20 protein-coding genes are annotated in these 25464 nt (G+C 71.2%); 11 read left to right on the forward strand and 9 right to left on the reverse strand.

The genetic code is table 11. From position 1 onward, the window contains the following. Window positions 1-50: 50 nt before the first annotated feature. Window positions 51-374 (reverse strand): DMT family transporter, encoded by a 324-nt coding sequence (locus tag AADR41_RS09380; RefSeq protein ID WP_342280849.1) that lies wholly within the window; start codon window positions 372-374, stop codon window positions 51-53. Further along, window positions 371-1021 (reverse strand): FMN-dependent NADH-azoreductase, encoded by a 651-nt coding sequence (locus AADR41_RS09385; RefSeq protein ID WP_342280850.1) that lies wholly within the window; start codon window positions 1019-1021, stop codon window positions 371-373. Before AADR41_RS09385 ends, AADR41_RS09380 begins: the two co-directional genes overlap by 4 nt. Window positions 1022-1117: 96 nt before the next feature. Here AADR41_RS09385 and AADR41_RS09390 point away from each other — a divergent pair, with 96 nt between their 5' ends. Next, window positions 1118-1672 carry a TetR/AcrR family transcriptional regulator gene (locus tag AADR41_RS09390; RefSeq protein ID WP_342280851.1) on the forward strand — a complete coding sequence of 185 codons (555 nt, stop codon included), beginning with the start codon at window positions 1118-1120 and terminating at the stop codon, window positions 1670-1672. A gap of 45 nt (window positions 1673-1717) precedes the next feature. Here AADR41_RS09390 and AADR41_RS09395 read toward each other — a convergent pair whose 3' ends face one another. Then, window positions 1718-2416: a response regulator gene (locus tag AADR41_RS09395; protein WP_124720286.1), complete on the reverse strand. Its 699-nt coding sequence runs from the start codon at window positions 2414-2416 to the stop codon at window positions 1718-1720. After that, a complete protein-coding gene (locus tag AADR41_RS09400; RefSeq protein ID WP_342280852.1) occupies window positions 2413-4011 on the reverse strand; it encodes a sensor histidine kinase in 1599 nt (532 codons plus the stop codon). The genes AADR41_RS09395 and AADR41_RS09400 overlap by 4 nt, the downstream gene beginning before the upstream one ends. 219 nt (window positions 4012-4230) lie before the next feature. On the opposite strand from AADR41_RS09400, the gene AADR41_RS09405 reads away from it, so the two are divergent. From AADR41_RS09405 to AADR41_RS09415, 3 genes are read left to right on the forward strand one after another with little or no spacing between them, the layout of a single operon-like run. After that, window positions 4231-5046 (forward strand): ABC transporter ATP-binding protein, encoded by an 816-nt coding sequence (locus tag AADR41_RS09405; protein ID WP_342280853.1) that lies wholly within the window; start codon window positions 4231-4233, stop codon window positions 5044-5046. Then, the gene (locus tag AADR41_RS09410) at window positions 5036-5899 is read left to right on the forward strand and encodes an ABC transporter permease (RefSeq protein ID WP_342280854.1); all 864 of its coding nucleotides are present in this window, start codon (window positions 5036-5038) and stop codon (window positions 5897-5899) included. The genes AADR41_RS09405 and AADR41_RS09410 overlap by 11 nt, the downstream gene beginning before the upstream one ends. 52 nt (window positions 5900-5951) lie before the next feature. Continuing rightward, window positions 5952-6986, forward strand: a complete 1035-nt coding sequence (locus AADR41_RS09415) for an ABC transporter substrate-binding protein (protein WP_342280855.1) — start codon at window positions 5952-5954, stop codon at window positions 6984-6986. Window positions 6987-7048: 62 nt separating this feature from the next. Here AADR41_RS09415 and AADR41_RS09420 read toward each other — a convergent pair whose 3' ends face one another. After that, the gene (locus AADR41_RS09420) at window positions 7049-8350 is read right to left on the reverse strand and encodes a hypothetical protein (protein WP_342280856.1); all 1302 of its coding nucleotides are present in this window, start codon (window positions 8348-8350) and stop codon (window positions 7049-7051) included. After that, window positions 8347-10380 (reverse strand): transglycosylase domain-containing protein, encoded by a 2034-nt coding sequence (locus AADR41_RS09425; RefSeq protein ID WP_342280857.1) that lies wholly within the window; start codon window positions 10378-10380, stop codon window positions 8347-8349. The genes AADR41_RS09420 and AADR41_RS09425 overlap by 4 nt, the downstream gene beginning before the upstream one ends. A gap of 460 nt (window positions 10381-10840) precedes the next feature. Between AADR41_RS09425 and AADR41_RS09430 the strand changes: the two genes are divergently transcribed. The 7 genes from AADR41_RS09430 to AADR41_RS09460 are packed head-to-tail and all read left to right on the forward strand — an operon-like array spanning window position 10841 to window position 22371. Then, entirely contained in the window at window positions 10841-11875 is a 1035-nt protein-coding gene (locus AADR41_RS09430) for a pyridoxal-phosphate dependent enzyme (protein WP_342280858.1), read from the forward strand. A 2-nt stretch (window positions 11876-11877) separates the two neighbouring features. Then, the gene (locus AADR41_RS09435) at window positions 11878-13104 is read left to right on the forward strand and encodes an MFS transporter (RefSeq protein WP_342280859.1); all 1227 of its coding nucleotides are present in this window, start codon (window positions 11878-11880) and stop codon (window positions 13102-13104) included. Between the two features lie 56 nt (window positions 13105-13160). Beyond that, entirely contained in the window at window positions 13161-14234 is a 1074-nt protein-coding gene (locus AADR41_RS09440) for an ornithine cyclodeaminase family protein (RefSeq protein ID WP_342280860.1), read from the forward strand. Window positions 14235-14244: 10 nt separating this feature from the next. Beyond that, window positions 14245-15060, forward strand: coding sequence for a class I SAM-dependent methyltransferase (locus AADR41_RS09445; RefSeq protein WP_342280861.1), 816 nt, complete (start codon window positions 14245-14247; stop codon window positions 15058-15060). Beyond that, the gene (locus AADR41_RS09450) at window positions 15057-18356 is read left to right on the forward strand and encodes an amino acid adenylation domain-containing protein (protein WP_342280862.1); all 3300 of its coding nucleotides are present in this window, start codon (window positions 15057-15059) and stop codon (window positions 18354-18356) included. The genes AADR41_RS09445 and AADR41_RS09450 overlap by 4 nt, the downstream gene beginning before the upstream one ends. Beyond that, a complete protein-coding gene (locus AADR41_RS09455; protein WP_342280863.1) occupies window positions 18353-20107 on the forward strand; it encodes a non-ribosomal peptide synthetase in 1755 nt (584 codons plus the stop codon). The genes AADR41_RS09450 and AADR41_RS09455 overlap by 4 nt, the downstream gene beginning before the upstream one ends. Continuing rightward, window positions 20104-22371, forward strand: coding sequence for a M20/M25/M40 family metallo-hydrolase (locus AADR41_RS09460; RefSeq protein ID WP_342280864.1), 2268 nt, complete (start codon window positions 20104-20106; stop codon window positions 22369-22371). The genes AADR41_RS09455 and AADR41_RS09460 overlap by 4 nt, the downstream gene beginning before the upstream one ends. A gap of 52 nt (window positions 22372-22423) precedes the next feature. On the opposite strand, the gene glpK is transcribed toward AADR41_RS09460, so the two are convergent. From glpK to AADR41_RS09475, 3 genes are all read right to left on the reverse strand, one after another. Further along, window positions 22424-23941, reverse strand: a complete 1518-nt coding sequence (glpK, locus tag AADR41_RS09465) for a glycerol kinase GlpK (RefSeq protein WP_342280865.1) — start codon at window positions 23939-23941, stop codon at window positions 22424-22426. 46 nt (window positions 23942-23987) lie between these two features. Further along, window positions 23988-24833, reverse strand: a complete 846-nt coding sequence (locus AADR41_RS09470; protein ID WP_342280893.1) for an MIP/aquaporin family protein — start codon at window positions 24831-24833, stop codon at window positions 23988-23990. A gap of 137 nt (window positions 24834-24970) precedes the next feature. Continuing rightward, window positions 24971-25444 carry a MarR family winged helix-turn-helix transcriptional regulator gene (locus tag AADR41_RS09475; protein WP_342280866.1) on the reverse strand — a complete coding sequence of 158 codons (474 nt, stop codon included), beginning with the start codon at window positions 25442-25444 and terminating at the stop codon, window positions 24971-24973. Between the last annotated feature and the right edge of the window lie 20 nt (window positions 25445-25464).

Genomic DNA, 25464 nt, shown 5'->3' on the forward strand with positions numbered 1-25464 from the left:
CCCGGCGCCCGCCCTCCCCGATGCCGCCGGGGAGGGCGGGCGGCCACCGGTCACGCGGCCGGTGTCGTCATCCGCGCCAGCGCCACACCGCCAACGATCAGGGCGAGCGCGGCCAGCCGCCCCGGACTCACCGGATCGTGATGGACGAGGACGCCCAGGGCGATGGCCCCGATCGCGCCGATGCCGGTGAAGACCGCGTACGCCGTGCCCACCGGCAGCCCCTCCATGGCCCGGGCGAGCAGATACACCGCGCCGATCATGAGCGCGGCGCACACCACCGTCGGCAGCGGCCGGGTGAAACCCCGCGTCGGCTCGATGCTCTGGGACCAGGCGATCTCGACCAGCCCGGCGCCGATCAGCAGCAGCCAGCTCATCGGATGCCTCCGCCCAGTTCCCGCGCGGCAGCCAGGGCGGCCGCCCGCGACTCGTCGTGCTCTGCGCGGCGGGCGACGAGCGAGGGATCGGTCCGGGAGTTCACGAGTTCGGTCGACAGGAGGACCGGGTCGTCGACCGCGAAGTGACCCGCGAGGAAGTCCCGCAGGTAGCGCTCCTGGTGGTCGTACGGCTCGCGGGGGGTGCCGGGACCGTAGGCCCCGCCCCGGGCGGACGCGATCACGAAGCGGCGCCCCGCCAGCGACATCCTGGGGAACGTCACCTGATCGATCCACGCCTTCAGGGAGGCGGGGACGGTGAAGTTGTACATCGGTGTCGTGATCAACACGACATCGGCGGCGACCAGTTCGGCCAGCAGCGGCCGCAGCACCTCCCAGGCCCGTGCCTGGTCCGGGGTGCGCACCGCCTCCTCGTACCGGGCGATGTCGGTGATGCCGTGCCGCAGGACGTGGTCGCAGAGCTCGGTCCAGGCCTCGTCGATCTGCGGTACCGGGTCGGTGCGCAGGTCGCGGAGCACATACGTGCCGGACGGATTCGCGCTCCGCCAGGCGGCGGCGAAGGCGTCGCCCAGTTCCCGGCTGAAGGATTCGCGCCGCGCGCTCGCGGCGATGTGCAGCAGTACGGACATGGGTACCCCCTGGAGTCGTTAAGTGGACATCGTGTCCGCTTAGCTCGACCAGGGTAACCGGACATGCTGTCCACTTATTCCTGTACGGTGGGATCCATGGAACGCGCGGACGCGGCAAGGAACCGGGCCAAGGTGCTCGCCGCGGCGAACCGGCTCTTCACCGCCGGGGATCCGCGCAGCGTGACGATGGAGGCCGTCGCCCGCGAGGCCGGCGTGGGACGGGGCACGCTCTACCGCCGGTACCCCGACATCCCGTCCATCGCCACGGCGCTCCTGGACGAACACGAACGCGCGCTGCAGGAGAAACTGCTCGGCGGGGAGCCGCCGCTGGGGCCCGGCGCGCCGCCCGCGCGACGGCTGGCCGCCTTCTACGCCGCGATGACGGACCTGCTGGAGCAGCACATCCACCTCACCCTGGGCGCCGAGTCCGGCTCCGCGCGGTTCGCCACCGGGGCGTACGGCTTCTGGCGCGCGCATGTCCGCATGCTCGTCAAGGAGGCGGGCGTCCCGGGTCCGGACGCCCTCAGTGACATCCTGCTGGCCCCGCTGGAGCCCGAACTCTTCGCCTACCAGCGAGGACGGGGTCGCGGCGTCGAGGAGATCAAGTCGGCCCTGGACACGCTCGCGGAACGGACGCTGGCCGCCGGCTGAGACGCGCCGTGACCGGCGCCCGGCCGGCTCCGGCCGGAACGCCCCTCAGCTCGCCCTCGCCCACGCGTAGCGGTGCTCGGGGCGGCCCGTGTCGCCGTACTTGAGGCTCAGGCTGATGCGGCCGGCGCCCTCCAGATACTTGAGGTAGCGCTGGGCGGTGGAGCGGCTGAGACCGGCCCGGGCGGCGACCTCGTGCGCGGACAGCGGCCCCTCGGCGGCCGACAGGACATGGCGGATGACATCCGCGGTGGGCGCCGAGTGCCCCTTGGGCAGCCCGGCCGCGGAGCCGGACTCCGTGGTGCGCAGGGCGCCGAAGATCTGGTCGACCTGCTCCTGCCCGGCCTCGCCCCGGCCGCCGCCCACCCCTTCCAGGGTCCGGCGCAGGGCGGCGTAACTCTCCAGCTTGGACCGCAGACCGCTGAAGCTGAACGGCTTGACCAGGTACTGGAGCGCGCCGTACCGCATGGCGGTGCGCACGGTCGCGACGTCACGGGCCGCGGTCACCATGATCACATCGGCCGGGTGGCCGAGCTGGCGCAGCCGCCGCACCAGCGTCAGCCCCGTCTCGTCCGGCAGATAGTGGTCGAGCAGCACCAGATCGACATGGTCGCGCTCCAGGAACGACAGCGCCTGAGCGGCGGTGTGCGCACGGGAGATGACCCGGAAGCCGGGGATCCTGGCCACGTACGCGGCATTGATCTCGGCAACCCGGAAATCGTCGTCCACCACCAGGACATCGATCATCGCGACTCTCCCACTTCTGTCAGCGGCCGGACGGTGAGTGCCTCGGGCAGGACCACGGTGAAGACCGCGCCGCCGCCGGCCCGGGCCGTGACGCGGGCCGCGCCACCGTAGCGCTCGGCCAGCCGGCGCACCAGCGCCAGGCCCAGCCCGCGTCCGCGGTGGGCGGGGGGCTCCTTGGTGGACCAGCCCTCGGTGAAGATCTGCTCACGCATTCCGGGAGGCACCCCCGGACCGTTGTCGCTGACCCGCAGCACCGCCGTACTGCCCTCGGCCAGCAGTTCGACCTCGACGAGTGTGGCGACGTCCAGCGCGTTGTCGATCAGATTGCCCAGTACGGTCACCAGATCGCGCGGGTCCACCACCACGTCCGGCAGCCGGGTGCCCGGCGAGACGCGCAGGGACGCGCCCCGCTCCGCCGCGATGGCCGACTTGCCCACCAGCAGGGCGGACAGCAGGGGGTCGTTGACGCGCTCCGCGACCTGTTCCGCCGAGGCCCGGTGACCGCTGGTCACCTCTTCGACGAACTCCACCGCGGCATCGTGTCTGCCCAGCTCCAGCAGCCCCAGCAGGGTGTGCAGCCGGTTGGCGTGCTCGTGGTCCTGGGCGCGCAGCGCATCCAACAGGCCGTGCGTGGAGTCCAGTTCACGGCCGAGCAGCTCCAGCTCGGTACGGTCGCGCAGGGTGACCACCGCCCCGCCGTCGCCGGTGGGCATGCGGTTGGCGATCAGTACCCGGCCCCGGCAGACGGTGATCAGGTTCGCGCCGTCGACCCGTCCCGTCAGCACCTGTGCCGTACGGCCCGGCGGCAGCACCTCGCCCAGCGCGCGTCCGACCGCGTCCTGGTCCAGATCGAGCAGCCGCTGCGCCTCGTCGTTGAGCAGCCGGATCCGGCCCCGGGCGTCCAGTGCGAGCACCGCCTCGCGGATGCTGTGCAGCATGGCCTCGCGCTCGTCCAGCAACGCGGAGATGTCGGCGAAGGCGAGCCCGTGCGTGCCGCGCTGGAGCCGCCGCGACACGGCCAGGGCGGCCAGCACCCCGACGGCGAGCGCCGCTCCGGAGTACAGCAGCAGACCGGGGATCGCGCCCAGCAGCCGGTCGTGGACGCTGTCGTAGGCGATACCCACCGACACGGCGCCCACGATGTCCTGCCGCCGGTCGCGGAGCGGGACCTTGGCCCGTGCCGACCGGCCCAGGGTTCCGTCGTCGATCTGCATGATCTCCCGGCCGCCCAGCGCCGTGCTGGGGTCGGTCGAGACATGCCTGCCGATCTGCGCGATGTCGGTGTGCGACCAGCGCACCCCGCGGGTGTCCATCACCACGATGTACAACGCCCCGGTGGCCCGCCGGATCCGCTCCGCCTCGGCCTGCACCGGTCCGCCGGGGCTGGGGTCGGTGCTCCTCAGATCCCGGACCAGACCGGGTTCGGCGGCGGTGGTCTGGGCGATGGACAGGGCCTGGTGCATCGCCTGGTTGTCGAGCTGATGGCTGAGCGGGGCGAGGAAGAGCCCCGTGACGAGCATGATCACGCCGGTGGTGATGACCACCTGGGTGAGGAGGACCTGGGCGAAGACACGGCGCGGCCAGTGAATGCGCATGTACTCGCCCTCTGCCTTCCGCCGGCCAGGAACATGATGCTCCGTTTCGTCCTCGTGTGAACGCAACGTAAACGTCGCGCTCGCCGATGACCAGTCCTCGTGGCGCATTCGTTGCCGGGGCCGTGAGCAGAACGAGCAGAACCCCGGGATATGAGCAGAACCCCGAGTTGTGGGCGCAAGGGTGCCCGCGTCCTCGGGGCGCCTCTAGCGTCCCGCTCCATGAAAAGCGAAACGAGCCCCGCCATCGAACTGCGGGGGGTGAGCAAAGCGTTCCGGACTCCGTCGGGGGCGCTCCACACCGCCGTACGGGACCTGGACCTCACCATCGGGCGTGGCGAGTTCGTCGCCGTGGTGGGCCCCACCGGATGCGGCAAGTCGACCACGCTGACCCTGGTCAGCGGACTGGAGGAGCCCACCGAGGGCGAGGTGCTGGTGGCCGGCGAGCCGGTGCGCGGCATCGGCGACAAGGTCGGCTTCGTCTTCCAGCAGGATGCCGTCTTCCCCTGGCGGACCGTGCTGTCCAATGTGATGGCGGGCCCCCGCTTCCGCGGTGTGCCCAAGCCCGAGGCGAGGGAGCGGGCCCGGGAGTGGCTCGCCAGGGTCGGTCTCTCCTCCTTCGAGGACCGCTACCCCCATCAGCTGTCGGGCGGTCAGCGCAAGCGCGTCGCGCTCGCGGCCACCTTCGTCAACGACCCCGAGATCCTGCTCATGGACGAGCCGTTCTCCGCGCTCGACGTGCAGACCAGAGCCCTGATGTCGGACGAGCTGCTGGAGCTGTGGGCCGGCACCGGCGCCTCCGTCGTCTTCGTCACCCACGACCTGGAGGAGTCCATCGCGCTGGCCGACAAGGTGGTGGTCATGACCGCGGGACCGGCCACGGTCAAGGAGGTCTTCGAGATCGGCCTGCCCCGCCCCCGCAAGGTCGAGCAGGTACGGCTGGAGCCCCGGTTCGTGGAGATCTACCGGGAGATCTGGTCCTCGCTCGGCGAAGAGGTCCGCATCACCCGTGAGCGAGGTGCCCTCGATGTCGCCTGACACCATCACCGCGAGCGCCGCCGTGACGAAGACCGAACGGACCCGGGCCCGCGCCAGGGCCGCCAGGAACCGCAAGTACCTGGTGGCCGCGAGCCGGGTCGCGGTGCTCCTCGCGGTCGTCGGGCTGTGGGAATGGCTGGCCCGTACCGCAGTCATCGACCCGTTCAACTTCTCCATGCCGTCCCGGATCTGGGACCAGATCCGTACCTGGGTCGTGGACGGCACCGCCCAGGGTTCCCTCTGGGAGCAGATCTGGTACACGCTCTACGAAGCGCTGCTCGGCTGGGTCATCGGTGTGTTCGCCGGTGTGCTGCTCGGGATCGCGCTGGGCCGTGTCCGGTTCGCCGCCGATGTGCTGGGCCCGTACATCAAGGTGCTCAACGCGCTGCCCCGGATCGTGCTCGCCCCGATCTTCCTCATCTGGTTCGGACTCGGCCCGGCGTCGAAGGTCGCCTCCGCGGTCGTTCTTGTCTTCTTCCCGGTCTTCTTCAACGCGTTCCAGGGCGCACGGGAGGTCGACCGCGATCTCGTCGCCAACTCCCGCATCCTGGGCGCCAGTAACCGCCAGGTCACCCTTCAGGTGGTGATCCCCTCCGCCACCTCGTGGATCTTCACCAGTCTCCATGTGAGCTTCGGTTTCGCACTCATCGGCGCGATCGTCGGCGAGTACATCGGGGCCACCAAGGGGCTCGGCCTGCTGGTCGCCGCGTCCCAGGGCACGTTCAACGCCGCCGGTGTCTACGCCGCGATGGTCATTCTCGCGATCGTCGCGCTGCTGGCCGAAGGCCTGCTGACCTTCCTGGAGAAGCGGCTCTTCCGCTGGAAGCCGGCCGACGCCGGTGCCGATCGCTGACAGTCCGTCACCATCCCTGCCCAGATTGTTTCTTCACAAGGACGTGAATCAGATGCGTGCATCCACCCGGATCCCGGCCGTCGCCGTCGCCGGTGTACTTGCCCTGACCAGCCTGACCGCCTGCGGTGGCGGCGATCCGGCCTCCGGCGGCAAGGGCGACAAGGTGAAGATCATGGTCGGTGGTCTCGACAAGGTGATCTACCTGCCGGCGATGCTGACCGAGCGGCTCGGCTACTTCGAGGAAGAAGGAGTGTCGGTCCAGCTGCTCACCGAACCCGCGGGCGTGCAGGCCGAGACGGCGCTGGTCTCCGGCGACGTCCAGGGCACGGTCGGCTTCTACGACCACACCCTCGACCTCCAGGTGAAGGGCAAGCAGGTCGAGTCGGTCGTCCAGTTCTCCCAGGCCCCCGGCGAGGTCGAGATCGTCTCCGACAAGGCGGCGGGGGAGGTCCGTTCGGCCAAGGACTTCAAGGGCAAGAAGCTCGGGGTCACGGGCATCGGCTCCTCGACCGACTTCCTGACGAAGTACCTGGCCGTGAGCAACGGCGTGAAGACGAGTGAATTCACCCCCGTGGCCGTGGGCGCGGGACAGACGTTCATCTCCGCCCTCCAACAGGGCTCCATCGAGGGCGGCATGACCACCGATCCCACGGTCGCCACCATCCTGGACAAGAAGCTCGGCAGGATCCTCATCGACATGCGGACCCCCGAGGGCTCCAAGCAGGCGCTCGGCGGGCTCTACCCGTCGTCCAGCCTCTACATGCAGACCGAATGGGTCGACAGCCACAAGGAGACCGTCCAGAAGCTGGCCAACGCCTTCGTCAGAACGCTGAAGTGGATGTCCACGCACAGTGCCGACGAGATCGCCGCGAAGATGCCCGCCGACTACGCCCAGGGCGGCGGAAAGGCCCTCTACGCGCAGGCGATCAAGAGCACACTGCCCATGTTCACCAAGGACGGTGTCATGCCCCCCGACGGACCCGCCACCGTCGAGCGGGTCCTGAAGGCCTTCAACCCGAACCTGAAGAACGCCGAGGTGGACCTCGCCAAGACGTACACCACGGAGTTCGTCGAGAAGGCGAACTGACCGCGGACGTCACGGCGCCCGGGATGCGCGGCTCCCGCAGCCGCGCATCCCGGGCGTGCCGCCTACTGCTTCCAGCTGGGCGGCTGGGCGGGGTCGAGGGTCCGCCACTGCGCGAGGACCTTGGGATCCTGCGCGTCGAGCCAGTCGGTCAGTTCGCGGAAGGACACACAGCGGACCTCCTTGCGGGGGCAGACCTCCCGCATGGTGTCCTCGGCGGCGTCCATGTATATCCCGCCGTTCCAGTCCTCGAAGTGGTTCCCGATGAACAGCGGTGCGCGGCTGCCGTGGAACACCCGGTCGAAGCCCGCGACGTAGGCGTCCCGTGCCTCCTTGCGCCACGTCTCGTACTTCGCGGGGTCGCCCTCGGTGCTGCCCCCGGACTGGTTGTAGAGGAAGTTGAAGTCCATGGACAGCACCTGGAAGTCCTTGCCGGGGAACGGCAGCATCTGCAGCGGCAGGTCCCAGATGCCGTTCTTCTTGGACGGCCAGACCTGGAAGTCGCCCGGGGAGCTCGCGTCGTAGCGCCAGCCGAACGGCTTGGACGCCGGGAGCAGGGCCTTCTGGCCCTCCAGGCAGGGGGCCCGACCGCCGACGACCTCACGGGTGGGGTCGAAGGGGAGCGGGTCGAGGTCCTTGTAGCCGGTGTTCGTCTTCCAGTTCTGCACGAAGGAGTAGAACTGCCCGATCTCGCTGATCCACTCGTCCTTGCTCCAGTCCCCACCGCCCTTCTTCTCGCAGAAGTGGCCGTTGAAGTGCGACCCGATCTCGTTGCCCTCACGCCAGGCGCCGCCGAGCTGCTCCAGCGTCATCCGGATGTGCTCGCGCGTGGGGTACGAGATGGCGGCGGAGCCGGCCTTGTGCTGCGGCGGGTGGTAGAGGTCCCGCTTCTCCTTCGGGAGGAGATAGATGCCGGTGAGGAAGAACGTCATGTGCGCGTTGCTCTCCTTCGCCGCCCGGCGGAAGCGCGAGAACATGTGGTCGTCGCCCTCCAGCGCGCCGTCCCACGAGAACACCACGAACTGCGGCGGCCGCTCGCCCGGCTTGAGCCGCTCGGCCTTGAGCTGGGAGGGCTGCGGACCGGTGTACGACGTGGAGCCGTCGCCCAGGATCTTGACCTTTCCGTCCCACTCCTTCTCCTTGGTGCCCCCGCCGCTCCCGTGATGCTCCCTGGCGGTCGGCGTCGGTGCGGCGACGGTGCTGGTGCCCTGCTCCGGGGTGCGGGTGCCCGACGTCTCGTCGGACAGCAGCGGCACCAGAGCCGCGGAACCCGACACCACAAGACACACGGCGAGCCCCAGGACGATGCGGGGGGTGAGGCGGGCCCGTATCCGGCGTGCGGTCGACTTCACTCTGGTCTCTGTCACTTCGTCATGGCTTCCGTGTATGTGTTCCAGATCAGGGCCGGCAGCTTCCCGTCGTCCGCAGGGCCGCCCGCCAGGCCCTTGAGCGGCAGCGGGGCGAGGCTCTTCGCCAGGTCCATGCGGTAGACGACGACGGCGGTGGAGGCGGTCGGGCCGTACCCGACGTGCCAGCGTGCGGTGTCGTCCTCGGTGGTTCCGGCCTTGACGGCGACCGGGCCGGCGGGCGCGACTTTGCGTGTGGAGGGCCGGGTGAGCGATCCGGTGATCTCGTCGGCGACGTCGGACCGGACGGCGCGTCGGGGCTTGGGCAGGTCGAGCCGGACCGGTTCGCCGTTGCGGGTGACCTTGCCGACCGAGTACGGATCCGTGTGCATCCCGCGGGCCGCGAAGGTGCCGTACGCGTCCGCCATCCGGATGGCGCTGGGGGTGGAGTTGCCCATCGCGAACGCCGGGACGGGCGGGCCGAAGCTGGAGGGGAGCAGCCCCGACGCCTCGGCCGTGCTGCGGACCAGCTTCAGCCCCGCGTCCATGCCGAGCTGGAGGAAGGGGGAGTTCACCGACTTCGCCATGGCGTCGTGCAGGCTGATCCGGCCGAAGGACTTGTCACCGTCGTTGTCGCCCTTGACCATTTTCCCGCTGCGGTCCCAGTAGGGGCCCTCGGGTGTCATGACGGGTATGTCGTCGTCGCCGTCGTACTCGGTCGCCGGTGTGACGGTGGAGCGCGGGCCGTTGCGTTCGTGCGTCACACCGTGCTGGAGGCCGGCGGCGTAGACGAAGGGGGTGAACGCCGAACCGGCCGGGACGGTGCCCGCGTTGGATTCGTTGAAGGCCTGCTTCTCGAAGTCCGGTCCGCCGTACACCGCGAGGATCCGGCCGTCCGGGGCGACGGTCGACGCGCCGAAGCGGACGGAGCGGTCGGCCTTGCGCCGCCGGGGATCGAGGGCCTTGCGCGCGTCGCGGACGGACCGGGTGAGGGCGGTCATCCGCGGCTTCTCGAACGTGGTGTAGATCTGGTAGCCGCCGAGGTCGAAGCGTGCGTCGGAGATGTGGCCGGCCCGCTTGGCGTAGGACTCGGCGAGCTGCACGAGATAGCCGTCCTGCCCGCCCGCGCTGTTGGGCCGGTGCGGGGGCCTGGGCTCGGGGAAGGTGGTGTACGTGGCCCGTTCGGCCGGGCTCAGCCTGCCGATCGTCACCATGCGGTCCAGCGTCCACCGCCAGCGCTCGACGGCCCGCTCACGGTTGGCGGGGTTGACCGCCGGGTCGTACAGCGAGGCGCCCTTGAGCAGCGAGGCGAGGAAGGCGCCCTCGCTGGCGTTGAGTTGGGTGACCTCCTTGCCGTAGTAGGCCTGCGAGGCGCGCTGGAGACCGTAGGTGCCCCGGCCGAACCAGCTGGTGTTCAGGTACTCCTGGAGGATCTTGTCCTTGCTCAGGCGGCGGTCCAGCTTGACCGCCAGCAGCATCTCGGTGAACTTCCGTGAGAAGGACTGGTCCTGCGACAGATAGACGTTCTTCACGTACTGCTGGGTGATGGTCGACCCGCCCTGGGTGTCCCCGTCGCCGACCGTGCGCCACAGCGCGCGGGTGATCCCTTGCATCGATATGCCGTGGTCGGAGTAGAAGTCGGCGTTCTCCGCGGCCAGTACGGCCCACCGCACGTGCTCGGGGATCTTCGAGAGCGGCATCTCCTGGCGGCTCACCCAGCCGGTCCGTGCCATCGGCGTGCCGTCGGCCCAGTAGTAGACGGTGTCCTGCTGGGTGGCGAAGGCGTTGAGGTCCTCGGGTACGTCCGTACGGGCGTAGGCGATTCCCACCACGGTCGCCAGTGTCGCGGTGAACATCAGCACCGAGCCCAGGGCCAGTCGCCACGAGGGCACCCATCTTCGCCAGCCGTGCCGGCCCGCGCGAGGGTAGTCCGGTCTGCGCGGCCTGCGGGCGAGCGGGCGCTTCTTCGCCTGCTTCCGGCGCCCGGTCCCCGGGACCAGCACCGCTCGTGCGGTCAGCGCCGCCCTGCTGAATCTGTTGTGCTGTGTCATTCCGTCCAGCCCTGACAGGCCGGGCCGGCCGCAGACCGCGACCGCGCCCGTGCAGTGGTCATTGAACGTCCGCCGCCACACGCCGGCACATCGACGCCAACAGATCAAAGGCCAAAGCATGACCGAGAGTTCTGTCGCGAAGTCACGTAAAGATAACAGGCCCTCGGGAGAGGTCGTGCCGGTCGCGTCCCCCGGGTTCGCGGACCGGCGACGAACCGGCCATTTCGACTGCGTGTGTGCGCCCCGGGCCCGCCGCGGCACCGGACCGTTCCTCGGCGTTCGCGGGCCCGCGGACGGAACCGACGGGGCGTCAAGCGCTGTTCTGGCCAACGGCGACACGCGCGCGCCGCAGTGCCCGTGGTGACACCGGGGGCCGCCCGCCTAAGGTCTGAGAGCGCGCGCCGGGACGGCCGGTCGCTCCACCGCCTTGGTCGCACGACGCATCGCACAGGGAGAAGCCGTGTCGCGTGTCAATCCCGTCCTGGCACGGGCCCTCCGCTCAACTCCTCTGCTCCGCCTGGACGTCACCCACCGGGGCCGGGTCCGGCGGCTGGGACTGAAACTGGAGGACCACGGTCCCACCGGATCGGTGAAGGACCGCAGCGCCGTCGGTCTGTTGCGGTCGCTGCACGACGAACAGCCCCTCGTCCCCGGCACGGTGGTGGTGGAATCCACATCGGGCAACCTGGGCCTCGCCCTGGCCCGGCTGCTGCCGGCCCTCGGTTGTGACTTCCTCGCCGTGGTCGACCTCAAGACCCCGCACTCCACCCGCCGCAGTCTCACCGACAGCGGAGCGCGGGTCATCGTCGTCGACCGGCCCGACGGACTGGGCGGCTATCTGCTGAGCCGGCTGAGCCGGGTACGCGAACTGTGCGCGGACAACCCCGGATACCGCTGGCCCGACCAGTACGGGAACTGGGCCGCGCCCGCCATCCACCGGCGCACCACCGGACCCGAGCTCACCGAGCAGGCGGGACCGGAACTCGGCTCCGTGTACGTACCGGTCTCCACCGGCGGCACCCTCGCGGGCATCAGCGCCCACCTGCGCGAGCACCGGCCCGACGTGACCGCGATAGCAGTGGACGTACGCGGCTCACTGGCCGTCTCGGGCAGTGCCGGACGGCGCCTGGTCCCGGGCATCGGGGCCAGCCGTCCGTCCGTCTTCCTGAGGACACCGCACAGCTACGACCGCGCGGTGCACGTCGACGACATCGAGGCGATCGCCGTCTGCCGGATCATCGCCGAGGACATCGGGATCGCACTCGGCGGCTCCAGCGGCTGCGCGGTCCGCGCGATGCTCACCGACCAGGAGGCGGCCGGGACCGACGGCCGGCTCGCGGTCTGCCTGGCCGCGGACGGCGGCGCCAAGTACCGCGACACCCTCTACTCCGACAACTGGGCGAACGAACAGGGTGTCGCCAAGGAGATCACCTCCGCCGTGGAACAACTGCGCAGCGAAGGACTCTTCTTCGACCGGAAGCACCAGGAGCACTGAACATGGGCACGAGCGCCACCCTCGACCAGCAGCGGACGCGCCCCGGCCACCGGCAGTTCCTGCCGCTGGTGCAGGCCGCCACGCTGATCGAGTGGACCGGAACGGGACTCTTCCTCGCCGTCTCGACCATCTACTTCGTGAAGGTCGCCCACCTCGGCACCGCGACCGTCGGCACCGGCCTGACCATCGGCGGCGCAGTGGCCCTCGCCGCCGCCGTACCCATCGCCCGGCTGGCCGCACGCCACGGACCGAAGCCGGTGCTGATCGGTGTGATGCTGCTGCGCGCCCTGGCCACCGTCGGCTACCTGTGGGTCGACGGCTGGTGGAGCTTCCTCCTCGTGGTCTCCGTCATCGCCGTCACCGAACAGTCCTCGCCCCCACTGGTCCAGTCGTACGTCGGCGCGCGCGCCCCCGAGAGCCTGCGCGCGAAGGTCATGGCCGTGCAGCGCACCGTCGTCAACCTCGGCATCAGCCTGGGCGGGCTGATCGCCGGGGTCGCCCTGGGCTCCGGATCGCCCGGAGCCTTCCGGCCACTGCTGATCGGCGGCGCGCTCGCCTACGTCGCGGTGGCCGCGGTGTACGCCACCGCGCGTCGCGAGGAAGCCACGACCGCGGCCGGCGGCGCCCGGGTGGCGGAGCTGCTGAAGGACCGCCGGCTGTTCGGCTTCACCGCGTACAACGCACTGGTGTCGCTGTGGATGCCGGTCCTCAACGTGGCCTTCCCGCTCTGGCTCGTCACCGAGACCGACGTGCCGGAGCGCTACGTCGGCGTCCTGTACGCCGTCAACACCGTGCTGTGCATCGCCCTCCAGTACCCGCTCAACCGCTGCTACAGCACCACCCGCCGGGCCTGGTTCTCCTACGCGGCCGCGGCGCTGCTGCTCAGCGGCGGCGCCCTCGCCTTCGCCGCCGCTCCCGGCTTCGGGGCACGCCGGGCGCTGCTGGTGCTGGGCGCGGCCGTCGTCCTGCTGACCTTCGCCGAACTGCTCCAGGTCGGTGCCTCGTGGACCCTCTCCTTCGACCTGGCACCGGAGGGGGCGCGCAGCGCCTACCTGGTGCTGTTCAACACCAGCCGCACCGTGGCCAACCGGGTCGCCGGCCCGGTGCTGATGACCGGCGTCGTCCTCGCCCTCGGCACCGCGGGCTGGATCCTGCTCGCCGGTGTACTGCTGCTCGGAGCGCTCGTCCCCTTCGTGATGCTCCGCACGGCACCCGCCACCGGCGGCTGAGCCCGCCCCGTACCGCCTCACCGCAACCACCACCTCGCCAAGGAGCCCCGCCCGCCATGGACTTCGAGCAATACCCCGACAGCCACTTCCGCCATCTGACCCGCGCGGACGTCATCGAGGCCGCGCGCGACGTGGACATCGTGGCGGCGGTGGCCGAGGCGCTCAGGCTGCACTCCGCCGGACACTCCGTCCTGCCCGAGGAGGCCTACCTCGGCTGGACCACCCCGCAGGGCGACGCCGCCAGACTGCTGGCCATGCCCGGTGCGCTCACCGAGGAGGGGCGGGCGCCGGTCATCGGGATGAAGACCATCAACGCCTCGATCGGCAACCCGGCGCGCGGCATACCCCGCGCCCAGGGCTTCACCCTGCTCCTCGACCCGGAGACCGCCCGTCCCCGCGCCGTGATGGAGGCCGCCTACATCAGCGCGATGCGCACCGCGGCGGTGACCGCACTCGCCGTGCGCCACCTCGCGGTGGCAGAACCGCGCGGACTGGCACTCCTCGGCTGCGGCGCCCTCGCGCAGGCACACATCGCGCTGCTGCTGCGCACCGTGCCCACCCTGCGCCGCATCACGCTGTACGACGTGGCACCCGACCGGGCGAAGTCCGTCGCCCACCACATCGCCACGCTGCCCGCAGCGCCGGACATCGAGACGGCCGTCGCCGACGGGCCGCGCGAGGCGGTCCGGGACGCCGAAGTCGTCGTGCCCGTCACCACGGTGACCCGGGGATACATCGAGCCGGACTGGCTGCGGCCGGGCGCGCTGGTCTGCCATGTCTCGCTGGACGACCTCACCGAGGCCGCCGTGCTCGCGGCCGGCACGGTGATCGTCGACGACTGGAGCCTGGTCCGGGACGACCCGCGCCGGCTGCTCGGCCGGATGCACCGGGCGGGCACCCTGCTCGGCCCCGACGGCACTCCGCGCCAGGGAGTGACCGCGCGGCCCGGGGCCCGCCCCGTCGACGGCACGCTCGGCGACGTGATCGCCGGACGCCACCCCGGCCGCCGCGACCAGGACGAGATCGTCGTCAGCAACCCGTTCGGGATGTCGATCCTCGACGTCGCCGTGGCCGACCGCATCCACGCCCGCGCCGAAGCCGCCGGAATCGGCACCCGGCTCACGCTCTGAGGGGATCCGCATGACGATCGATCAGAACATCCAGGAGATCAACCGCACCATGTGGTCGTACGGGGAGTACCGGCACGTCGCCGATCTGCTGCGACCGGGCGCCGTCGAACTGGTCGACCGGCTCGCCCCCGCCCCGGACACTGTCCATCTCGACATCGCCACCGGCAACGGCAACGTCGCCCTGCTGTCCGCGCTGCGCGGCTGCTCCGTCACCGGGCTGGATCTCACGGACGAGTTCTTCCCCGACGCCCGCGAACGGTTCGCACAGGCCGGCGTCAAGGTGGAGCTGCGCCGCGGCGACGCCCAGGAGCTCCCTTTCGCCGACGCCTCGTTCGACCTCGTGACCTCCACCTACGGGATCCAGTTCGCGCCCGATCACGCAGCCTCCGGCGGGGAGATGGCCCGGGTGCTGCGGCCGGGCGGCCGGATCGGCATGTGCAACTGGACGGCACGCAGCTGGACCGCGCACTTCCAGGAGATCCTCTCCGCCTACTTCCCCTCGCCCAACGGCCACCAGGGACAGCCCATGCTGTGGGGATCACCGGACTACCTCGCCGAGCTGCTGGGCCCCGAATTCACGGTCACCTCCGAACGCCGGGAACTCTTCTACCCGTTCACCGCGGCCGAGGACCTGGTGACCTTCTTCGAGAACTGCTTCGGACCCTGCATCGCGGCGAAGAACACCATCTCGCCGCCCTCGCGATGGAAGGAACTGCGCGCGGAAATGGTCGAGATGACCGAGGGATTCCACACCACGGACGCCCGCGGCACGGGCGTGCCCGTCGAGTACCTGCTGGTCACGGCCGAGAAGTGGGCGGTCCGGTGACCGGCCTGCCCGAGCACTACCCGCAGCTCCCGCTGGCCGAGGGGGCGCGGGAGCGCGCCGTCGCCGCGGCACTCACCCGCCGCGAACCCTACGCGCTGGACGAAGGGGTCCACGCCTACGTCGAGCGGTTCGCCGCCGCGCACCCCGACCGGACCGCGATCGAGGACGGCGAGGCATCCATCGGATACGGCCGGCTGGCCGACCTGATGCGCCGCACCGCCGGACGGCTGGCGGCCGCCGGGATCTCGCAGGGGCAGATCGTCGCGGTCGGCGGCCGGCGCGGCGCCGACGTCATCACGGCGTTCCTCGCCCTGGAACTGCTGGGCGCCGTCTATCTGCCGGTCGACGCGGGCTGGCCCGCCGCCCGGGTCGAATCCCTGCTCACCGACAGCGGCGCCGCCCTGCTGCTGACCACCGGCGAACCGGCCGACAGCGGGGAACTGGTCAAGGGCGCCCGCGCAGCCGGCGTACCCACCACCACACCGCGACCGGCGGACCGCCCGTACCCCCGGACCGCACCGCCCGCCCCCGACGAGGTGCGCTACGTCCTCTACACCTCGGGTTCCACCGGCCGCCCCAAGGCCGCGGTCGTCGAGCACCGGGGGATGCTCAACCACCTCTGGGCCAAGGTCGACGACCTCGGGCTGAGCGCCGACGACCGGCTGGCCCAGACCGCACCACTGAGCTTCGACATCTCCGTTTGGCAGATGCTCGCCCCGCTGCTGGTCGGCGGCCGGGTCCAGATCTTCGCCGACGAGCAGGCACAGGACGGCGCCCTGCTGCTGGCGGAGCTGCGCGGACGCGGAACCACGGTGCTGGAGACCGTGCCCACGCTGATCCGCTTCCTGCTGGACGCCCAACAGGGCGCGGGAGCACGGCCCGGCGCGCTGCGCTGGATGGTGGCCACCGGCGAGGCGCTGCCACCCGCCCTGGCCCGGCGGTGGCACGAGACCATGCCGGGCATCCGGCTGCTCAACGCCTACGGACCCACCGAGTGCTCGGACGACGTCACGCACGCCGAACTCGGCCCACCGGCCGCAGGAGTGCGCCATCTGCCGATCGGCTCACCCATCGGCAACGCCGACCTGTACGTACTGCGCGAGGAGAACGGGCAGTGGCACGCCTGCGCGCACGGCGAGACGGGGGAGCTGTTCGTCGGAGGGCTCGTCGTGGGCCGCGGCTACCTCGGAGACCCGGAGCGCACCGCACGCGCCTTCTTCACCGACCCCTTCTCCGCCGACGGCGGCCGCCTCTACCGCACCGGGGACGCGGTCCGCGTACTGCCCGACGGCCAACTGGAGTACCTCGGCCGGGTGGACCGGCAGGTGAAACTCGGCGGCGTACGCATGGAACTCGCCGAGATCGAGGCGGTGCTCGGCGCTCACCCCGGCGTCGCCGCCTGTGCCGTCGTCGTCCACACCCCCGACGACACCGGGGCCCTGGTCGCCCGGGAGAGCGCCCACACCCCGGCGGCCCCCCAGCCGCCCCGGCTCGTCGCCTACGTCACCGCCTCCGGCGACGAACCGGCCGAGGAATCACTGCGCGCCCGGCTGAGCGAACGGCTGCCCGCGCCCATGGTGCCGCACACCTTCGTCGTACTGCCCCGGCTCCCGCTCACCCGCAACGGCAAGACGGACTACAAGGCCCTGCCCGCACCACCCCGCCGCAGCCGCCCCGGCACCCGCCCCTACGTTTCACCGAGCGACGGGGCGGAGACCGTGATCGCGGCCCTCGTCGCCGGACTCCTCGGCACCGGCCGGGTCGGCAGGCACGACAAGTTCCTCGAACTGGGCGGCGACTCGCTGCTCGCCATGCGACTGGTCGCCGCCCTGCGCGAAACGGGCTCGGCGGCAGGCCTGCGCGACGTACTGCGCGACGGCAGCCCCGCCGCACTCGCCGCGCTCGGCCGGGACCGGCGGCACACGAGCGGCGTCCGCACCGTAACGGCACGCGACGACGGGCCGCGCACCCGGCCGCTCACCCCGCAGCAGGCGGGCGTGTACTTCCACTGGCGGCTCGACCCGCTCAGCCCCTACTACAGCTACCAGGGCTCCCTGGAACTCGACGGACCCCTCGACGTGGCACGGCTGGGCCGGGCCTGGCAGCTGCTGCTCGCGGAGAATCCGCTGCTCCTCGCCCGGTTCGCCGAGACCGACGAGGCCGACGGGCGGGAAGTGGTGCACCACTACCCGCACTGGGAGGTCCCGTTACCCGCGAGCGCCCGGGACGTCCACCCCGAGGAGTTCCGCACACTGGCCGCCGAGGAGGCGGCCAGACCCTTCGACCTGCTCGGCGAACCGGCCCTGCGGACGGAGCTGTTCCGGCTGCCCGGCGGACAGCACCGGCTCCTGGTCACCATGCACGAACTGCTCCTCGACGGCTGGGGAGCGACCGTGCTGTTCCAGCGGCTGGCCGAACTCTACGAACAGCGGCCCGACGCACCCGACCCCGAACGCGCCACCCGCTACGACCGCTATCTCGACCACCTGGCCGAGCGGCTGGCCGGCGAGGAGGTCGCCGAGGCGGGGGAGTACTGGCTGCGCCGGCTCGCGGGCGACCTCCCGGCACTCGGGATCGCCCAGAAGCAGCGCCCCGCCACCCCCACCTACCGGGGCGAGATCACCGAGGCCGTCCTGGACGAGCAGCTGTCCCGGCGCCTGCACGCCACCGCGCTCGCCGCATCCGCCACCGCGTTCGTACCTCTGCTGGCCGCCTACGCACTGGCCCTGAGCTACTACGGCGACACCGACGAAGTGGTCGTCGGCGCCCCGATGGCCGGGCGGGAACGGCCGGAGACCGCCGATGTGCCCGCCTTCACCCTCGCCATGCTGCCGCTGCGCCTGGACATCGACCCGGCCGCCACCCTCACCGAATTCACCGCACAGGTACGGGAGACGGTGTACGACGCGTACGCCGCCGCCGAGTATCCCTTCGGCTGGACGCTGCGAAGGCTCCCGGCCGCCTCACGCAGCTCGTCGGCGACCCCGGTCTTCCAGACCATGCTCAACATGCTGCCCTACCCGGCGCGCGCCACCACCGCATCGGACGTCCGGTTCCGCTTCGTCGAACTGGACACCGGCTACACCAAGTACGACTGCGCCCTGTACGTCCAGCCGCACGGCCCCGGCCGGCTGCTGCTCCAGTACGCCTACCAGCAGGAACTCCTCGACGCACCGGCAGCCCGCAACGTCCTGGAGTCCACCCTGATCGCGCTGCGGGCCCTCACCGACCCGCGGCGCGCCGAGCACACCACCGTTCGTTCCCTCGATCTGCTGCCCGGAGACGATCACCGATGACCACGCCGACCCTGCTGGAACGCTTCGCCGAACAGGTGGCGGCCCACCCCCGGGCCACAGCCCTGCGCCACGCCGGCACCGGCGTCAGCTACCGCGAACTCGACGAATGGAGCGGCCGGCTGGCCGCCCGGCTCACCGCCAAGGGCACCGGCCCCGGCTCGCTGGTGGCACTCGCCGCCCAGCGCGGCCCGGCCGCCGTCGCCGGGGTGCTCGCCGTACTGAAGACGGGGGCCGCCTACCTCGGTCTGGACCCCGCGATCCCCGTGCGGCGGCAGCGCCGGATGGTGGAGGAGACCGGACCGCACTGTGTGCTCGCCGAGCCCGGACTCGACCAGTTCCCCACCCTGGACGCACCCCGCGTCACCCTGGCGCCCCTCACCAAGGGACCGCTGCACCAGGCGCCGGAGCAGGAGCCCGACGAGGACGCGCTGTTCCACATCGTCTACACATCGGGGACGACCGGAAACCCCAAGGGCGTACGCATCAGCCACCGTTCGGTCCGCGGCCGGCTCGAATGGATGTGGCGGGACCACCCGTTCCCCGAGAACGCGGTGCTCGCCGTCCAGAAGTCCCTGGCACTGGTCGCCTCGCCCTGGGAACTGCTGGGCGGACTGCTCAGGGGCGTCCCGTCCGTCGTGCTCGCCACCGACGAACTCCTCGACCCGGCGCTCTTCGCCGCCACCGTCCGCGAGGAACGGATCACCCACCTCTTCCTGACCCCGCAGCTGATCGCCGGACTGCTGGAGGAGAGCGCCGGACACCCCGGCGGACACCGGCCGGTCCTGGTCACCAGCGGCGCCGACGTCCTGCCCGTGGACACCGTCCTGCGCTTCCGCGAGCTCTGGCCCGACGCCACCCTGCTCAACCTGTACGGCATGACGGAGACCGCTTCCAACGTCGCCGCCTACGACACCGCCCGACTGCCCGCCGGCGCCGAACGCGTCCCCGTCGGCGGCCCGGTGGCGGGCGCCTCGCTCTCGGTCCGCGACCGGCTCGGCCGGCGGCTGCCGCCCGGTGCGACCGGCGAGGTGTGGGTGTCCGGACCGCCACTGGCCCTCGGCTACGTCGGCGGCGACGGTGAGGACCGCTTCACCACCGACGACGCCGGCGTCCTGCACTACCGCACCGGCGACCGCGGCCGCACGCTCCCGGACTCCGGGCTGGAGATCACCGGCCGCTCCGACAACCAGATCAAGGTGCGCGGCTACCGCGTCGAACTGGAGGAGATCGAGGCCACCCTGCGCAAGGCACCGGATGTCACCGACGCGGGGGCCTACGCCGAGAACGAGGACGGCGAGACACGCATCGTCGCCTGCGTCACCGACGACGAGGAGACCACCCCCGCCGCACTGCGCGCGTATCTGCGCGACCGGCTGCCCGACTACATGCTGCCGGCCCGCATCCAGCGGGTGCCGCGGCTCCCGCTGAGCACCAACGGCAAACTGGACCGCACCGCACTGCGGACGCTCGTGGCGGGCATCGGACAGGAGCGGGCCGCCGGATTCACCCCGTCCGACGCCACCGAGGCCGCCGTCGCCGCACTCTGGCACGAGCTGCTCGGCGCACCGCCCGCATCCGCGGAGCAGAATTTCTTCGACGCCGGGGGCCACTCCCTGCTCGCCGTGCGGCTCGCCGGCCGGCTCGCCGCGACGGCCGGCCGCCGCGTCCCGCTGCGCCGCATCCTCGGCGCACCCACCGTCACCGCGATCGCCGCACTGTGCCGCGAGATCCAGCAGGAGGAGCAGATATGAACGACCCATGGCTGACCGTGCCGGGCGAGCAGCCACCGGGCACCGGCACGCTCGCCGTCTGCTTCGCACCCACCGGCGCCCACGGCTCCACGTTCGCGGGCTGGCGCGGCCGGCTGCCCGAGGACATCACCCTCGCGTTCGTCGCACCACCGGGCCGCGGCACCCGGGTCGACGAGGAGCCCGTCACCGACATGGCCGTCTACGCCGACGCGGCGGCGGCCGGGATCCGTGAACTGCTGGGCGGGAGACGGCTGGTGCTGGTCGGGGTCAGCCTCGGCGCCCTGCTGGCGTACGAGACCTGCCGCCGGCTGCTCGATGCCGGGGTGCCCGTCACGAGGCTCTGCGCCGTGGCCGGACAGTGCCCGGGCGACTTCGACGGCCGGGGCGAGGACGTGACCGTCGAGGACGCCCGTGCCTTCGTCACCGGGACCGGACTGACCGATCCGGAACTCCTCGCGGACCCCGAGTTCGAGGAGGTGCTGCTGCCTCCCGTCATCGCCGATCTGCAACTGGCCGCCCGCTACGACGGCCGCCGCGGGGCTGTTCCGCACGTCGATCTGCGCGCGGTGTGGGCCTCGGACGACCCGCACGTGCCCGAGGTCACCGTGCGCCGCTGGGCCGAGTGGACCCGCGGTGAATGCACCCTGATGTCCGTCGAGGGCGGCCACTTCGCCCATCAGGAGAACCCGGGCGCGGTGGTCTCCGCCTGCCTCGACGGCCTTCCCGGAACCCGGCCGTCCCGCCGCTCGGTGCTCGGCGCCGGGGCGACCGCCGTCGCCTCCACGGTGCTGGGCCTGGGCGCGGTGGCGTCGGCGGCACCCGCGGCGCGGGCCGCCGGGACGACCGCACCCGCCACCGTCTCCTACGACGGAGACCCCACCGACCCGGTCGGCCTGGCTGTCGCCATGATCCGGCAGAACACCAGTAACCCCGGGGACGGCGCGGTCACCCTGCCGCTCGCCCGGATGCTCCAGGGGATCTTCGGCGCCGCCGGGGTCGCCACCGAGATCGTGCCCACCCCGAAGGACGGCAACGTCCACTTCTTCGCCCGGATCCCCGGCCGCGGCCCGGCCACGAAGAAACCCCTGGTCCTGCTCGGCCACTCCGACGTGGTGCCCGCCATCGGCGACCGCTGGGAGACGGACCCCTTCGCCGGAGAGATCAAGGACGGCAAACTGTACGGGCGCGGCTCGCTGGACATGAAGGGCGTCAACGCCGCTTTCGTCGCCGCACTGCTGCGCCATGTCCGTCAGGGGGCGTCCTTCGACCGCGACATCGTCTTCTGGTCCGACTGCGACGAGGAGCAGGGCCCGTACGGCGTGCGCTGGTTCCTCACCGAACACCCCGGTAGGGTGGCGGCGGGCGCGGTCATCACCGAGGGCGGCTGGGTGCTCAACCAGCGCGACGGCTCCACGCCCATGATCGCCTCGCTGACCTGCAACGACAAGCGGTCCCTGCTGCTGCGCCTGGAGACCGCCTCGTACGCCACCCACACCTCCAAGCCGTTCTCCGGCCAGGCGGTGATCCGGCTGGGCGAGGTGCTCGAACAGCTCGGCCAGTGGCGTGCCCACATCCGCCCCAACGCTCTCTCCCGGAGGTACTTCGCCGAGCTGGCCGAGGCCACCACCGACCGGCACTTCGCCCGTGCGCTGCGGGAGATGCTCGACGCCCGCACGGACCGGCAGCGGGACCGGGCGGGGGAGAACGTGGTGCGGCTCAGCGAGACCCCCGAGCTGCACAACGCGATGCTGCGGACCACGCTCGCCTTCACCGCGGCGCAGTCCGGTTACTACCCGAGCATCGTGCCGGGCACGGCGACCGCGGAGTTCCGGGCCGCCTTCCTGCCGGGCGCCGAGGACCCCGGACGCACCGTCGCCGAACTGCGCTCGCTGATCGGCAACCGGGCGACGCTGAGCGTGGTCGGCAACCCCGGTGAGAGCGAGCAGCAGGCGCTGGACCGGCTGCGCGGCTACCTGGCCACCCCCGACTCCGACCACGACACCGATGTGTTCCGCGCCTGGCAGAGCGCCGTACGCCGGACCCATCCCGGAGTACGGGCCACCGCCTGCCAGTTCGAGGCGGTCACCAGTGCGGTGCCGTTCCGGGAACAGAACATTCCCGTGTACGGCATGTACCCGTTCACCGTGAACCGGGACATGCTCAAGCGGATGCACGGCACCGACGAACACATCGGCGTCGAGCCCCTGCGACAGGGCACCGAGACCGTCTACCAGCTGCTGGCCGGACTGCGATCGGAGCACTGAGCACGGGACGGACCGTGCGGGCGGACCCGGCAGGGCACGCCCGCACGGACCGTCATCCCACGCTGACCCAGTCGAGGGTGCGCTCCACCGCCCGCTTCCAGTTCGCGTACCCCTCCGTGCGCTGCTCCTCGTTCCACTGCGGCTCCCAGCGCTTCGACTCCTGCCAGTGCTCCCGCAGTTCGCCCAGATCCCGCCAGAAACCGGTGGCCAGACCGGCGGCGTAGGCGGCACCGAGCGCGGTCGTCTCGGCGACCACCGGACGGCTGACGGGGACACCGAGCACATCGGCCTGGATCTGCATGCACAGGTCGTTGGCCGTGACCCCGCCGTCGACCTTGAGCACATCGAGATGGACACCGGAGTCCTGCTCCATCGCCTCCACCACGTCCCGGCTCTGGTAGCAGATCGCCTCCAGAGTGGCCCGTGCCAGATGGCCGTTGGTGTTGTATCTCGCCAGTCCGACGATGGCGCCCCGGGCGTCCGAGCGCCAGTACGGGGCGAAGAGCCCGGAGAAGGCCGGCACGAAGTACATCCCGCCGTTGTCGGCGACGGACCGGGCCAGCCGCTCGCTCTCCGCCGCATCGGTGATGATCTTCATCTGGTCCCGCAGCCACTGGACCGCCGACCCGGTGACCGCGATCGAACCCTCCAGGGCGTACACCGCCGGACTGTCCCCGAACCGGTAGGCGACCGTGGTGAGCAGCCCGTGCTTGGACCGGATGAGCTTCGTTCCGGTGTTGAGCAGCAGGAAGTTGCCGGTGCCGTACGTGTTCTTCGCCTCGCCCGGCTCGAAGCACACCTGACCCACGGTGGCCGCCTGCTGGTCGCCGAGCACTCCGGTGATCGGGACCGCGGCCCGCAGCGGGCGGGAGGTACGGGTGCGGCCGTACGCCCCGGCGTCGGAGGAGGGGTTGATCGCCGGGAGCATCGCCCGGGGGATACCGAAGATGTCCAGCAGCTCGTCGTCCCAGTCGAGCGTCTCCAGATTCATCAGCATCGTCCGGCCGGCGTTGGTCACATCGGTGGCGTGGGTGCCGCCGTCGGGGCCGCCGGTGAGATTCCACAACACCCAGCAGTCCGTGTTCCCGAACACCGCGTGCCCCCGTTCGGCGGCCTCGCGCACCCCCTCGACGTTCTCCAGGATCCACTTGATCTTCCCGCCGGAGAAGTAGGTGGCCGGCGGGAGGCCCGACTTGCGCCGGATGACCTCGCCGTGCCCGTCGCTCTCCAGGGCCTTGGCGATCGAGTCGGTGCGAGTGTCCTGCCACACGATGGCGTTGCAGTACGGGCGGCCGGTGCGGGGATCCCACACGACGGTCGTCTCGCGCTGGTTGGTGATCCCGATGGCGTCGAGATCCGTGCCGCTGAGACCGCCGGTGCGCAGGGCGTTCTGCATCACCGAGTTGGTGCGCTCCCAGATCTCCACCGGATCGTGCTCCACCCAGCCGGGGCGGGGCAGGATCTGCTCGTGCTCCAACTGGTGTCTGGCCACCTCGTTGCCACCGTGATCGAAGATCATGAAGCGGCTGCTGGTGGTGCCTTGGTCCACTGCGCCGACGAAGTCCGCCATGGCACGCTGCCTCTCATGAGTCCGGGCCCGGTGATGGAACCGGGCGTCATTTCTCCGGCGGTACGGGGATGCTCCCCTCCGGCTCGGCCTCCGCCGAGGGCAGGAAATGGCTGATGAAGACCTTGTAGAAGAAGGCCCCCAGCGGACCGCCGACCAGCGGGCCGACGATCGGCACCCAGAAGTAGAAGTTCCCGTACTGATCCCGCCACGCCCCGCCGTAGCCGGTGAGGAAGCTCGCGAGCCGGGGGCCGAGGTCACGGGCCGGGTTGATGGCGTATCCGGCGTTGGTGCCGAACGCCATGCCGATGGCCACCACGATGAGACCCACGATGAACGGTCCGAGATTGGCACCCGGCGGGGTGTTGAGGAGGTCGGTGACCGCGAAGATCAGCAGCACCAGGATCGCGGTGCCGATGACCTGGTCCCGCAGCGCGCCCCATTCGTGCACCGGGAGCGCGGGGTTGCCGTTGGCGGGCAGGGTGGAGAACACCGTCTGTGTCTTGATGGTGTGCCCCGGGTCCACCTTCGCCAGCGCCTCGGTGTAGTTCCACCGCACCAGCAGCGCCGCGACGAACGCCCCCATGACCTGGGCCAGCGAGTACGGCGCCACCTTCTTCCAGGGGAAATCCTTGAACGCGGCGAGGGAGAGGGTGACGGCGGGGTTGAGATGGGCTCCGCTGAGCCGGCCCGCCACATAGACACCCAGGGTGACTCCGAGACCCCATGCCCAGGCGATGCTGTCGTGATTCCCGAGGCCGCCCGGCGGATCGGTGAGCGCACCGCCCGCCGCGACCTGGGCCACCACCCCGCAGCCGAAGAGGATGAGAATCATCGTGCCGAGGAACTCCGCGGAGAGTTCCCCGACGAGTCCCGACCGCTTGAGCCGCTCCATGGGGATCTCGCTTCCTGTCGACACACGACCTCTGCGGCACAGATCCACATCCGAGCGTAGACGGGGGCAGTTGGATCCGCATGCGGTGGCGGACCCGCCGGTTCCCGCCCCTTCCCGGGCGGGAACCGTGCCCGGTCTCAGTCGACGTCGACGTGGTCGAAGGCCGCCAGCATCCGGCCGAGCACCCGTACACAGGCCGTCACATCGGCGTCGGTGAGCTCCCCGTCCACCTGGCGCAGCAGCGACTCCTCGCGGGCCAGGGCCGCGAGGATCGCCGCCCGTCCGCTCCCGGTCAGCCGGACCAGCGAGGACCGCTGGTGCGCGGGGTTCGGGGTGATCTCGACCAGACGCGCCGCGGCGGCGTCGTTGACCATGCGCTGCACGAACTGCCGGCTCAGCGCCTGTGCCCGGCCCATCTGTGGGACCGTCATGGGTCCGTTCTCACGCAGCAGATCCAGTACGGCCCGCACCCCGACGGAGAGGCCCTCGATCGGGGCGGCCTGCTCCACCTTGCGCTGCACCCGCCGGTAGAGCGGGCCGACCAGGGCGAAGACCTCCGTCAGCCGGTGGGCCAGTTCCTCGGGTGCCAGGGGCGGATCGATGTCGGTCATCCGGCAATGATGACACCTCG

The sequence above is a fragment of the Streptomyces sp. CLV115 genome (assembly GCF_038448545.1).
Classification (GTDB): domain Bacteria; phylum Actinomycetota; class Actinomycetes; order Streptomycetales; family Streptomycetaceae; genus Streptomyces; species Streptomyces sanglieri.

Coding starts and splice junctions, on each gene's coding strand:
- AADR41_RS09380 (WP_342280849.1), bottom strand. CDS start 374: ATGAGCTGGCTGCTGCTGATCGGCGCCGGGCTGGTCGAGATCGCCTGG.
- AADR41_RS09385 (WP_342280850.1), bottom strand. CDS start 1,021: ATGTCCGTACTGCTGCACATCGCCGCGAGCGCGCGGCGCGAATCCTTC.
- AADR41_RS09390 (WP_342280851.1), top strand. CDS start 1,118: ATGGAACGCGCGGACGCGGCAAGGAACCGGGCCAAGGTGCTCGCCGCG.
- AADR41_RS09395 (WP_124720286.1), bottom strand. CDS start 2,416: ATGATCGATGTCCTGGTGGTGGACGACGATTTCCGGGTTGCCGAGATC.
- AADR41_RS09400 (WP_342280852.1), bottom strand. CDS start 4,011: ATGCGCATTCACTGGCCGCGCCGTGTCTTCGCCCAGGTCCTCCTCACC.
- AADR41_RS09405 (WP_342280853.1), top strand. CDS start 4,231: ATGAAAAGCGAAACGAGCCCCGCCATCGAACTGCGGGGGGTGAGCAAA.
- AADR41_RS09410 (WP_342280854.1), top strand. CDS start 5,036: ATGTCGCCTGACACCATCACCGCGAGCGCCGCCGTGACGAAGACCGAA.
- AADR41_RS09415 (WP_342280855.1), top strand. CDS start 5,952: ATGCGTGCATCCACCCGGATCCCGGCCGTCGCCGTCGCCGGTGTACTT.
- AADR41_RS09425 (WP_342280857.1), bottom strand. CDS start 10,380: ATGACACAGCACAACAGATTCAGCAGGGCGGCGCTGACCGCACGAGCG.
- AADR41_RS09435 (WP_342280859.1), top strand. CDS start 11,878: ATGGGCACGAGCGCCACCCTCGACCAGCAGCGGACGCGCCCCGGCCAC.
- AADR41_RS09440 (WP_342280860.1), top strand. CDS start 13,161: ATGGACTTCGAGCAATACCCCGACAGCCACTTCCGCCATCTGACCCGC.
- AADR41_RS09445 (WP_342280861.1), top strand. CDS start 14,245: ATGACGATCGATCAGAACATCCAGGAGATCAACCGCACCATGTGGTCG.
- AADR41_RS09455 (WP_342280863.1), top strand. CDS start 18,353: ATGACCACGCCGACCCTGCTGGAACGCTTCGCCGAACAGGTGGCGGCC.
- AADR41_RS09460 (WP_342280864.1), top strand. CDS start 20,104: ATGAACGACCCATGGCTGACCGTGCCGGGCGAGCAGCCACCGGGCACC.
- glpK (WP_342280865.1), bottom strand. CDS start 23,941: ATGGCGGACTTCGTCGGCGCAGTGGACCAAGGCACCACCAGCAGCCGC.
- AADR41_RS09470 (WP_342280893.1), bottom strand. CDS start 24,833: ATGGAGCGGCTCAAGCGGTCGGGACTCGTCGGGGAACTCTCCGCGGAG.
- AADR41_RS09475 (WP_342280866.1), bottom strand. CDS start 25,444: ATGACCGACATCGATCCGCCCCTGGCACCCGAGGAACTGGCCCACCGG.